The 10896-nt window shown below is 47.4% G+C and carries 14 protein-coding genes and 2 pseudogenes; 3 read left to right on the top strand and 13 right to left on the bottom strand.

Features of this window, described 5'->3' with window-relative positions:
* Positions 1-315: 315 nt before the first annotated feature.
* The 4 genes from H6G97_RS36945 to H6G97_RS36930 all read right to left on the bottom strand — a co-directional run bounded on the left by H6G97_RS36945 (position 316) and on the right by H6G97_RS36930 (position 3555).
* Positions 316-585 (bottom strand): alcohol dehydrogenase catalytic domain-containing protein, encoded by a 270-nt coding sequence (locus H6G97_RS36945; protein ID WP_242055799.1) that lies wholly within the window; start codon positions 583-585, stop codon positions 316-318.
* A gap of 293 nt (positions 586-878) precedes the next feature.
* Positions 879-1802, bottom strand: coding sequence for an MBL fold metallo-hydrolase (locus H6G97_RS36940; RefSeq protein ID WP_242055798.1), 924 nt, complete (start codon positions 1800-1802; stop codon positions 879-881).
* 80 nt (positions 1803-1882) lie between these two features.
* The gene (locus H6G97_RS36935; RefSeq protein WP_190945668.1) at positions 1883-2740 is read right to left on the bottom strand and encodes an alpha/beta fold hydrolase; all 858 of its coding nucleotides are present in this window, start codon (positions 2738-2740) and stop codon (positions 1883-1885) included.
* Positions 2741-2802: 62 nt separating this feature from the next.
* Complete coding sequence (locus tag H6G97_RS36930; RefSeq protein ID WP_190945666.1) at positions 2803-3555, bottom strand: glucose 1-dehydrogenase; 753 nt, start codon at positions 3553-3555, stop codon at positions 2803-2805.
* Between the two features lie 177 nt (positions 3556-3732).
* Between H6G97_RS36930 and H6G97_RS36925 the strand changes: the two genes are divergently transcribed.
* A complete protein-coding gene (locus tag H6G97_RS36925; RefSeq protein WP_190945663.1) occupies positions 3733-3936 on the top strand; it encodes a hypothetical protein in 204 nt (67 codons plus the stop codon).
* 179 nt (positions 3937-4115) lie between these two features.
* Here H6G97_RS36925 and H6G97_RS36920 read toward each other — a convergent pair whose 3' ends face one another.
* Together H6G97_RS36920 and H6G97_RS53550 are read right to left on the bottom strand one after the other, a co-directional pair.
* A complete protein-coding gene (locus H6G97_RS36920; RefSeq protein ID WP_190945661.1) occupies positions 4116-4517 on the bottom strand; it encodes a Rid family hydrolase in 402 nt (133 codons plus the stop codon).
* A gap of 396 nt (positions 4518-4913) precedes the next feature.
* Positions 4914-5183, bottom strand: a pseudogene (locus H6G97_RS53550) (IS1 family transposase); the annotation flags it as partial.
* On the opposite strand from H6G97_RS53550, the gene H6G97_RS36915 reads away from it, so the two are divergent.
* On the top strand, positions 5170-5334 hold the full coding sequence (locus tag H6G97_RS36915; RefSeq protein ID WP_190945659.1) for a hypothetical protein: 165 nt from the start codon (positions 5170-5172) through the stop codon (positions 5332-5334). The pseudogene H6G97_RS53550 and the gene H6G97_RS36915 overlap by 14 nt on opposite strands.
* On the opposite strand, the gene H6G97_RS36910 is transcribed toward H6G97_RS36915, so the two are convergent.
* The 4 genes from H6G97_RS36910 to H6G97_RS36895 all read right to left on the bottom strand — a co-directional run bounded on the left by H6G97_RS36910 (position 5316) and on the right by H6G97_RS36895 (position 8849).
* Entirely contained in the window at positions 5316-6689 is a 1374-nt protein-coding gene (locus H6G97_RS36910; RefSeq protein WP_190945657.1) for an FAD-binding oxidoreductase, read from the bottom strand. The two genes, H6G97_RS36915 and H6G97_RS36910, sit on opposite strands and share 19 nt — an antisense overlap.
* 179 nt (positions 6690-6868) lie before the next feature.
* The gene (locus H6G97_RS36905) at positions 6869-7492 is read right to left on the bottom strand and encodes an alpha/beta hydrolase (RefSeq protein WP_242055797.1); all 624 of its coding nucleotides are present in this window, start codon (positions 7490-7492) and stop codon (positions 6869-6871) included.
* 93 nt (positions 7493-7585) lie between these two features.
* Positions 7586-8341: an SDR family oxidoreductase gene (locus H6G97_RS36900; protein ID WP_190945655.1), complete on the bottom strand. Its 756-nt coding sequence runs from the start codon at positions 8339-8341 to the stop codon at positions 7586-7588.
* An 82-nt stretch (positions 8342-8423) separates the two neighbouring features.
* The gene (locus tag H6G97_RS36895; protein WP_190945653.1) at positions 8424-8849 is read right to left on the bottom strand and encodes an SDR family oxidoreductase; all 426 of its coding nucleotides are present in this window, start codon (positions 8847-8849) and stop codon (positions 8424-8426) included.
* A 365-nt stretch (positions 8850-9214) separates the two neighbouring features.
* Here H6G97_RS36895 and H6G97_RS36890 point away from each other — a divergent pair, with 365 nt between their 5' ends.
* On the top strand, positions 9215-9490 hold the full coding sequence (locus H6G97_RS36890) for a hypothetical protein (protein WP_190945651.1): 276 nt from the start codon (positions 9215-9217) through the stop codon (positions 9488-9490).
* Between the two features lie 226 nt (positions 9491-9716).
* Here the strand turns inward: H6G97_RS36890 and H6G97_RS36885 are convergent, their stop codons facing one another.
* The 3 genes and pseudogenes from H6G97_RS36885 to H6G97_RS36875 form a co-directional block, all read right to left on the bottom strand.
* Positions 9717-10310 carry an ester cyclase gene (locus tag H6G97_RS36885; RefSeq protein WP_190945649.1) on the bottom strand — a complete coding sequence of 198 codons (594 nt, stop codon included), beginning with the start codon at positions 10308-10310 and terminating at the stop codon, positions 9717-9719.
* 203 nt (positions 10311-10513) lie between these two features.
* On the bottom strand, positions 10514-10648 hold the full coding sequence (locus H6G97_RS51585; RefSeq protein ID WP_199349909.1) for a helix-turn-helix domain-containing protein: 135 nt from the start codon (positions 10646-10648) through the stop codon (positions 10514-10516).
* Positions 10645-10896: pseudogene (locus H6G97_RS36875) on the bottom strand (hypothetical protein); the annotation flags it as partial. The gene H6G97_RS51585 and the pseudogene H6G97_RS36875, both read right to left, overlap by 4 nt.

Below are 10896 nucleotides of genomic sequence, written 5' to 3'. Positions count from 1 at the left end.
TGGAGCTAACCGTGCCACACTAGGTTCCTTTGTTTTCAGCCTAAACTGCTTTGACTCTACTTTCTTAGTTTCTCACAATAATGCTTGGTTTATTTCCGCCGTGCTGTACTAGTAGTTTGCCAACCCAAAAATGCGCTTTTTCAGGCTGGGAAAAGGGGGAAGGGTACTAGGTTTAGGATTTAAGCCCTTTCCCCCTGCCCCAAATCCTTTAAGCTAATCGTCATTTTAATTGCACCATTTTTATGGTAATAAAAGCTGCAAACCCTCTCCCCTGCCCCCCTGCGATCTCAATGTGCAAATTAAATGCTTAACAGCTTAGTAAACTTCATCTCCGACCTGGAAATGGGTGACTGCCTCTCCAATAGCTTCAATCACACCCGAAACGTCCACTCCGATAATTGCAGGGAGACGAATTAAATCTTTGTAGTCACCCCGACGAGTTTGATAATCAATGGGATTGATCGATGTCGCGTATACTTTCACCAGAACTTGGGTCGCTTTTGGAACTGGCTTCGGTATGGTTTGAAATTCAAATACCTCAGTGCTACCAAAAGCGGTCAGTACCGCAGCTTGCATGTACTCCATATCAGCCTTCTTACGTCTAAAATGATTGATCTGAAATGTAGTGAGTTCCAATGCTTGATTTCTTCCAGATTCTTATGGTAGATGGCGAGCTAGTAGGGTGGGCGATGCCCACCATTTTGTAAAACCCTTCACATCAAAGCTTTGTGGGCAGTGCCCACCCTACAATTTGTGGCTTGAAGTTTGCTCGAATGGTTGTGGTGCGGTCGCAACTATCATCAGCTTGAAGTTTGCTTGAATAGTTGTGGTGTAATCGCAACTATCATCAAGTTGCTAAAATGATTGCTATGAATCCTTTAGGGTTCACGCCAGCGGTAATCCACTGGCACCCAGGCATAACCTCGATCTGCTGCCCGAAGGTGTCCAACGCCGGGAAAGGGCAAATGTGCGCCTGCTATCAAAATTCGGGATGCTTCCGCTCTCGCAAACTGTTTTTTGCGTTGTGCCGCAGCAGCATTGGCATCGACATCATAAGCAACTGTAATTTCTGGCTTGGGAAATTGCACCGAAGCAAAGTGGACAATATCGCCCCAAAACTCGATGCTCTCGCCCTTGCTTGCCGCCACATAGCAGCTATGACCAGGAGTGTGTCCGGGTGTGGGATGCGCGGTGATTCCCGGTAGCAAAGCTGTCTTGCCAGAAAACGATTTCACCTTGCCCGCATCTAAATAAGGTTTGACAGTTTTCGCGGCTTCGTCAAAGTACTTTTCAGCAACGTTGAATCGCGTGGCATTCGCTCGATCAAACCAGAAATCGACATCTGGCTTGCCGACATAGAGCGTGGCAGCAGGAAACACCCGTTTCCCCTGTTCGACCAGCCCCCCACTATGATCGGTATGAATATGAGTCAGAAGAACTGCATCAATTTCGTTAGGTGTGTAGCCTGCTGCTTTTAACGATGTTTGAAGCTTGCCACCCAGTTTTGAACCAAAAAAGGTTCCGGCTCCCGTGTCCACGAGTACTTGTTGCTCTCCAGTGTCGATCAGGAAAGCATTAATCGATGTCTCGACAGGATTAGTCAGAAAGTTTTTCTGAAGCAGGCGATCGGTTTCTGTTGGGTTCGTATTCGGCAGCAGCGTATGTAAATCTTGGGGGAGTGTGCCGTCGCTCAGAACTATAATTTTGAAATCACCTAACTTGAATGGATAGACACCTGGCACTTGAGCAATCGCACTTTTGCCTGGTGCTATCGTTGGAAAGCTACAAGAGGTCACAATCATTAGCACTGTGGTTGCAACCGCTATCATCAGTCTAGAAAACATATTAGAACCCTTTCAGCGATAAAGAACTCGATAAATAATTACCCCTGAAGAAAGTCCAATAACAAGGGATTGACCTGATCAGCATGAGTCCAATTGATGGCGTGCGGTCCGCCAGGGATGACAACCAGTTGACTGTTTTTAATTAGCTTCGGGAGTCTTGCTGCGGTGGATTCCAGTGGCAAAATGCGATCGCTATCTCCATGAATGATCAGGGTTGGCACGTCAATGCGGGGCAGATCATCACGAAAATCAGTCAGCCAGGAAGGTACACAATCCAACGTTCCTTTGGCAGACGCACCTACGGCAACATTCCAACTGGCTTGAATGGCATCGTTGCTGATGCGTTGACGTAGCCTCTCGGAACGAGAATCACCAAGCAACACATCCACATTGAAGAATTCTCTGAAAAATGCAGAAAAGTAAGCTGGACGATCTTCAACAATCGCTTTCATAATGCCATCAAAAACGCTTTGATAAACGCCTTCAGGATTATCATCGGTCTTCAGCAAAAAGGGCGGCACTGGAGCTATCAGCACGGCTTTCTGCACCCGCTCTGAGCCATATTTGCCAAGATAGCGCGTAACTTCGCCTGTTCCCATTGAGAAGCCGACCAGCACAGCATCCTGCAAGTCAAGCTGGGTCATCAGCACGTTCAAATCTGCTGTAAAGGTATCGTAGTCATAGCCAAATGAGGGTTGGCTAGAATTCCCAAATCCTCTGCGATCGTAGGTAATGACTCGATACCCTGCATTTAGCAGCACTAAGACCTGCTTTTCCCAGGAATGACCGTTGAGGGGAAATCCATGAATGAGAACAAGCGGTTGACCTGTCCCCAGATCTTCGTAGTAGAGATCAATCGTTGCAGAATTTTCTTGACCGACAGTAACGTAAGGCATTGCAATCTCCTATGAATGCTGAATTTGAATGGTTAGCTGACCGCTCTGGACACAGCACCTATTTAGATTTGTGCCATGCCGCCATCGACGAATAGCTCAATGCCGTTTACAAAGCTGCTGTCATCTGAAGCGAGAAAGACAACAGCTTTGGCAATCTCGTCGGGCGTGCCAACTCGTCCCAATGGAATATTTTTAGCTTGGCTCTCCACAAATTCTTTCGCCTGCTCTTCACTGAATCCAAATTGATCGTAACCAGGAGTCGGAACCATGCCAGGACTAATAGCATTCACCCGGATTTTGCGTTCTTTAAGGTCGAGTGTCCAGTTGCGGGCAAACGATCGCACGGCAGCTTTAGTCGCGCCGTAAACGCTGAATGCTGGAGTGCCAACGATAGAAGCAGTTGAGGCATTCAGGATGATGGAACCGCCCTCTGGTATCAGCGGCAGTGCCTTCTGCACAGTGAAAAGTAGACCTTTGACATTGGTGTTGAACGTTTTGTCAAAGTGTTCTTCGGTGATCGATCCGAGCGGGATGGGTTGTCCAACGCCAGCATTAGCAAAGATCACATCCAAGTGACCTTGCTCTTGCTCGATCGTGGCGTAAAGCCGATCGAGGTCTGCCAGATTTGAGACATCGCCCTGAATGCCCATCACGTTTTTACCAATCTCGTTTACAGCAGCATCAAGCTCAGTCTGACGACGACCCGTGATAAAAACATAGGCGCCTTCAGCGACAAATCGCTTGGCAGTAGCAAGACCGATGCCGCTGGTGCCGCCAGTGACGAGGGCGACTTTGCATGAGAGTTTTTGTGACATCGTGTTTTCCTGGTCGAGTTTAGGGATTACAAATTTGATTACGTCTCGTTCAAGCGGTATAGCCGCCATCAATTTTGAGGCTCGCGCCTGTGACAAAGGCGGCTTCAGGACTGGCAAGATAAAAAGACCATGCCAGCAACCTCGTCACCCTGTCCATAGCGACCGAGGGCAGTCATCTTGGTCATCCCCTCGGCAAAGTCGCTGTCTGCGGGATTCATATCGGTGTCGATCGCTACCTGGTCGCAACGTTTCGCACTGCCGATCGACTATTGCGCTACAAACCCACCATCTACCATTAATGTTTCACCTGTTATGAACGATGATGATTTGTCAGAGTCTTACGTTGCAACTGGTTCTAACGGACTTTGTGGTGTCCGCTAATTCAATGCCTCAAATTGTAAAAGATGATATCCAAAAACCATGTTTTGGACTGGTCACCAGTGAGAAAAGACCTTTGAGGGCATTGGCTTCTTTAAGTTGACAATGCCCCTCTATTAGAGGGACTTTCTGCTATATTACTTTGCCTAGAGTGATTAAAGAGGGGTAACTCCCAAATAGTCCTAATCGATAGGCGGCAAAAGTACAACCGCGCGAATCTCTAGGATCAGCCCTTCAATACCCAGCTCAGTGATACCGATGGCTGTCCAGGCTGGATGCCAATCACCAAAAAACTTCTTTTTCTCTGTGCTTACTATCTGATAATGTTCTCGCAAGCCGATATGAAAGGTTGTGATATCAACAACATCTCGTGGGCTGGCGGGAATTGCCTTGACTATCTCTCCCAAATTAGCAAAGGCGCGCGCGATCTGCATTTGCGGATCATCAATCACGCTGCCGTCCTCTTCCACCCCAAGCTGTCCGGAGATAAATGCAAATCTGCCAGATGCTGTCGCACCGGGAACGTAACCATAAGCTTCGTAGACGGCTTTGTGATGATCGGTTTTGATCCATTGTGGTTGCATGACTTAATATCCTCATCTCCGTTAAACAGTTGAAATTCTTAACTATTAGTAAGACTAACTCTTTCCACCTAATGCCCAGACTCTGGACGTTAGATCGAATCTCGTCGCCTAATCTTCCAATACGGCGAATTAGGCTGCTCAGAGTCGATCTAATGTCCGAATTAAGGGAGCTAGACCGACTGCTGCTACCTAATCCCGGGATTCGTAAGATTAGGGCGACGCATATTCCTCATATCACCCCTCGACACGGGAATTTGATAAGTTGCTTCTTTTTCGATTATCATAACGAGTTCTCTACTTATCTGAGTTAAATTCAATATGACAGACAAACAGGCAGAGGGCATTGTCAACTTAAAGAAGCCAATGCAAAATTAAGCACGATGATTCGGTTGTGCGCTACAAAAGTGTGGGATAGGCAGCAATATCATTCCAAGTCCAAGTCCGCTCGGTTAACTCTGCACGTTGTGCAGTTGTAGTTCTTAAGCATGAATGTCGCCAGATCCAGTTGAAGTAGGTCACAACTAATCGCACAGTTAGCTCAGGAAAGCTGCCATAACTTGCTGAACTTATTTTGTCGTCGATGCGGTCCGTCCAGTTTGAGCCGCGCAGAGTGCCGTTGGTGCGCTCTACACTTTGTGTTAGGGCTTTGCTGATGTCATGTTCTATCCGAGTCTTACCGTGTGCGTCGATCGCTACCTGGTCGCAACGTTTCGCACTGCCGATCGACTATTGCGCTACAAACCCACCATCTACCATCAATGTTTCACCTGTTATGAACGACGATGATTTGTCAGAGTCTTACCGTGTAAGCGAATAGGGTGCGAGATGTCCGATCGTCGATCGAAACACATCATCTGGATCGTATTTCTGCTTAAGATCGAGCAATCGCTCATAGTTCGACCCGAAGGCAAGCCGAACGCGCTCCTGTTCTTGCTCATCTAGGAGATTGATGTATCCGCCTTTGAAGGCATAAGGCGCAAGTGCCTGTGAGATGTGCTGTGCCCATTGAATATGCCGCTGCTCATCGTCCTGTGGCTCCCAAGCTGCGATTAGCTCAACCATCAAATGATCCTGTCGCAGTGCAAAAGCAGTTTCCGACGCACCGACGCGGCTCGCGGCTCCATGAAAGTGATGCAGCGCAATCATTGAAAATGGGGAAGAAAATGGCAATCCCTGTTCGATCAGTGTGTCAATGATTTCAGGCTGAAACCCTTTGATCGACTGTGTGTTGCAATAGTAGTGACCCCCCTTCGGTACATTCGCATCCCACTGATGAATAAATTCGCGATACGTCATGGATTGCACCTGATCGACTAGCACAGTACCAAAGGTTCGTAGGGGTGCGATTACTTGCTCACCTGCTGCGCTCTCACCACAGTAGATCGGTAAGAGAAGGAGAACTGTCGCGCCCTCTGGCATCTGAATGAACCCAGACTGAATCGTCAATTCATCGGGGACAGTAGCAATGAAATCGTTCAAACGGCGTAACACGGTTCTAGCTTGCTCTAGCGGATAGAGCAGCATCCCAGATAACACGGTTGTGAGTGGATGCAGGCGATACTCCAGGGAAACGACAACTCCAAAGTTACCGCCACCGCCGCGTAATCCCCAAAGCAGATCGGGATGTTCTTCGGCGTTTGCGGTTACAAGTTGCCCATCGGCGGTGACCACTTGTGCAGACAGTAGATTATCAACACCCAGCCCATACGCTCCTGTGAGAGGGCTGTATCCTCCTCCCAAGGTAAATCCAGCCATGCCAACGACGGTGCAGTTTCCTGTCGCTGTCACCAACCCATATTGAGCGGTTGCCTCGATCAGGTCACCTATCGTTGCTCCAGCTTGAACGTGAGCTGTGCGCTGGTCTGGATCAACGGTGACGGTTCTCATCTGAGACAAATCAATCACCACGCCCTCAGACAACGCTCGTCCAGCAGGATCGTGTCCTCCAGCTCGAACTGAGAGGAGCAGCCCATGTGTCCTTGTCCAGCGAACTGTATGAATGACATCTTGTACAGTGAGACAACGAGCGATCGCAGCGGGTTGTGTCTTCACCTTACCATTCCAGAGTTGACGCACCTGTTCATAATCAGCATCGTGAGGGAGAAAAAGCTGTCCTGTGAGCAGTGCTGCGAGATCGTTGAAAGCAGCACTGTGACGGTATGTAGTTGTCATGATTTCTCCTTTTCAGGTTATTGTTTGTTGAATGACGGCGACATTAGTGGGTTGGCGATTGCAAATTCTGCTGCTAGTCGCGCCCTGCCACAATAATCTTTTCTGCTAAACCGATCGGGTTAGAAAACATTACCTCGTGACTACCGGGCATTTGTACAAGCCGAAATAGCCCCAAGCAGTTAGACATTCAAAGGATGCCAACCCCACTGTTCGCCTTGAGGGAGGACATTATCTTCTGTACAGTAGAGGTAACTTTTAGGAATGGGCAGCGAGTAAAACTGCCTCAAGTCCAGCTTGTCAATCCACGGTTGATACGGTTCAGGGGATAGTTGTGCGTAACTCGATCGAGCCAAATCGAGGTCAGCATCGTTGAGAAACGCTTCTCGCCACATCTCAAAAGGTATAACCATCATCTGATCGTTTGATTCTCTAACTAGCTCGTCGAGTAATGTTTGAAGATGCGGTGGAACGTTATCTCTAAGGCTCTCTCCATCGTTGAGGACAAAGGCATCGAAGAAGATGAGCCGTCGAATGCGATCGCCAATCGCTTCGGCAACTTTCGCAATAATCGTGCCACCGAAACTATGACCTAAGAGAACAATATCGGTTAAGTCTTTGCCAACAATGTAATCGACGATCGATTGTGTACATTGAGCATGGTTAACGTTTTTATCTACGCTTTTACCATGTCCGGCGATCGTGGGAGCAAACGCCAGATGTCCTTTTGCTTCTAGATGGTGAACGACTGCAATCCATGCAGAACCATCATGCCAGGAGCCATGAACTAAGACAAAAGTTGACATAGAACTCCTTTAGTTGCGATTTGAAAATCAAGCCTATTTGTTCTCTCTTGAAATGGATCGGTTCGCTGTGAGTCCACCATTAACGATCAAAAATTAACTCGCTGTATATCCGCCATCGATCGCTAAGGGTTGTCCAGTGATATAGCTGGCAGCATCAGAGCAGAGAAACACAACCGCTTGAGCAATTTCCGTTGCCTGACCGATCCGACCCATTGGAACCCAAGACCCAAGATCATCGAACGTGATGTCCATCTGGTCAGCGCTACGAGCCATGAGGTCAGTCGCGATCGGACCAGGATTGACAGCATTGATCCGAATGCCCTGTTTGGCATAATCGAGAGCAGCCGATCCCGTTAGCCCCATCACTGCATGTTTGCTGGCAACGTAAGGAGAGATCCCCGGAAGCGCAACGAGACCATTCGTTGATGAATTGTTCACGATCACGCCTGCGCCTTGGGTTAGCATCTGCTGAATTTCGTATTTCATACAGAGAAATAGCCCTCGTGCATTGATCGACACGATCTTGTCAAAATCCTCTACCGCTTGTTCGTGCAGTGGTTTAACAGCAAGATCGATTCCAGCATTGTTAAAGGCACAATCGAGTTTGCCGTAGGTTGCGATCGCTTTCTGCACCAATTCCCGGACATCCACCTCACTCGATACATCTGATTTCACGAACAAGCATTCTGCCCCAGTCTCGCGAATCAAATCAGCCGTTTCTTCACCTTCGGTGCTACGTATGTCCGAGAAGACCACTTTGGCTCCCGCAGCACCGAAGGCGATCGCTGTTGCTCTGCCAATTCCCGATGCGCCTCCAGTAACTAACGCCACTTTATCCTGAAGTATCATTCTATTTCTCCTAAAATTAAGTCCGGTTGTTCTCTCTTGAAATGGATCGATTCACTGTGAATCCACCATCAAAAATCAAAAATTAACTCGCTGTATATCCGCCATCAATCGCAAACGGTTGCCCTGTGATATAGCTCGCAGCATCAGAACATAGAAAAACAACGACTTGAGCGACTTCTTCTGCTTGAGCAATGCGACCTATCGGTACCATCGCTGTCAGAGCGTCAGCCGTGATGCCCATTTTCATCAAGGTACGATCAAAAGCCTCAGTCGCAATGCTGCCAGGATTCACCGCATTAATCCGAATGCCCTGCTTGGCATAGTCCAGTGCTGCCGATCGCGTTAACCCCATGACGGCATGTTTACTCGCAACGTAAGGAGATGCCCCAGGAAGAGCAATCAACCCTACAATTGAGGAGGTATTAACAATCGCGCCCGATCCTTGAGTCAGCATTTGCTCAATCTCATATTTCATGCATAAAAATAGTCCTCGCACGTTAATCGCCATATTGTCGAATTTGGAGTTGCGTAGGATGTAAATCAGGTGCGAACGTCCAAGGAAAGTCGGATAAATGATATTGCGAACTAATGTTCTGAAGGCGAACTTCTGGGTATGCTACTGCCCATACACCACCAATCTCAGTAGACTTCTCAAAAACAACAGCCTCATATCCATTTGTGATTTTAAGAAGATTTTGGACAGCTTTTGGAAGGAGAAGTTGGACAAGTTGTAAGCTGAAATACCTAAAACTTCGTTAAAGCATTAATCAAGCGATCGCTTTTTTTGGATAAAGAAAATGGACATAGTAACAAAAATGGGAGAAGAAGATGGACACAGATCCGCTTTAATACTACCCTTGGGCAACTTTTCCCTTGAACCGGATTCCTCACAAGTGTTGCTCCCGCGTTGCGATCGCTATTACCAAAACCGTTATCTTGCATATAGGTATAAGGTTTGAACAGTTTAGTTTTCCTTTATGCTATTTTTTGGACGTTTTTGGAAGGAGAAGTTGGCATCCATTTTTGGAAGGTAAAGTTGGACAACCTGTCCAAAATCTTCTTCAAGTCACACCATTTTTTTTGAGTACGTTGGCTGCCGGAATTCCTGATATGCCAGCGCCGATGACTGCAATTCGTTTGTTTTTTTGAGAAACCATAATGGAAATTTTAAAACTGTAAGTTCTTTAATGCTCACACCCGAATTTCTCACAAGTCTCGCAGTTATAATGGCTAAAAATTTGACTGAGCTTAGCTTTGAACGCGATTGACTAGGCGAGTGAAAATGACAGACTGAATTCCAAGGGCGATCGCTTGAAATTCAGTTACAGGCTAGTTGTTCACCATTAAAATTGTTATGAGAAATCCGAATTCATGCTTAGTGGCGATCGCTGGCGCGATCGATCAATGCGTTTGAGGGCAAGCTCGGATCGATCGCCTTACGCGCACTTTCAACGCCCACAACAGGCAGCTTCCCAGGATCAAGCAAGCCGAGTTGAACCAATACGCTCGCCTGATCCCAGTAGATGTGTTCGTGGGCTAGCTTGTCGCCACGGAACTGAACGATCGCTACCAATGCCACTTCAACCCGTTTCCCTGTCGGAGCAATGCCAGGTAGCATCCAGTCCATTCGGATGGTATGAGTGAACTTAACCAGCATTTCATCGACAAGCCGATCGGTTCCAATCGTGCGCGAGATTGGGATTAGCTCCATGTCTGGCGGTATTTGTGGAATGCCGTATTTGGAATAAAACTCGCGCAGTGCTGGTTTCCCTACTCCCCCGGTCATTACCGGAATGTCATTAACATAAGCATCCTCAACCATTGTGGCAAGAGCATCTTCAACGTTGTGAGTGCCAAACTCGTGCCGCAGATGCTCTTCCCAAAGTTCTTGTAAAAACTTCTGGGCTGGTGTCAGGTCGACGATCGCTTGTGAATTTGCTTGTTTGTCTACAGTGTGTTCTTTGACCATGATGGTGTAATCTCCTGATGTATGCAGTGAGGGTGATCGCGGATGGACTTACCCTTTTGGGTAGTGTTCTAAATTTGTGATTAAGACTCTTGAAACGTTATGCGGGGAAGTCTGGATTGGATTCTCCTGATTCTATTTATCTAAAGTGTATTGAGTTCCAATGCTTGTCTTCTTTCAGATTCTTACGACGATTTGTCAAATTCTTATGGTGAAGGGCGAACCTGTTTCGGTGTCATTCCAGTCAGGCGCTTAAACTGTTGCGTCAAATGACTTTGACTGGAGAAGCCTACTTGTAAGGCAGTGCGGCGGAAGGCTATTTCTGAGGCTTTCACCATCATTGAGGCAATTTTGTTCCAACTTTTATCAAATCGGCAGCCTTTTCTCCAATCATAATTGCCGATGCATTTGTGTTTCGACTTTCGGGAAGGGTGATGTAAAAGGGAAGGGTGAATGCCGGACCTTCACGTGCATACGCAGGATCGACATATAAAATCGGAACAATTGTAAATTGCAAATTAGGCGCCGCATCTAAATTATTGTTGGTATGCAGAAATAACCCAGCCTCTCCCCCATTACTACTTGGCGC

This window comes from Nostoc flagelliforme FACHB-838 (assembly GCF_014698065.1).
GTDB classification, from domain to species: domain Bacteria; phylum Cyanobacteriota; class Cyanobacteriia; order Cyanobacteriales; family Nostocaceae; genus Nostoc; species Nostoc flagelliforme_B.
The sequence above is the reverse complement of the archived record's forward strand: the minus strand, read 5'-3'. Positions and strand labels throughout refer to the sequence as shown.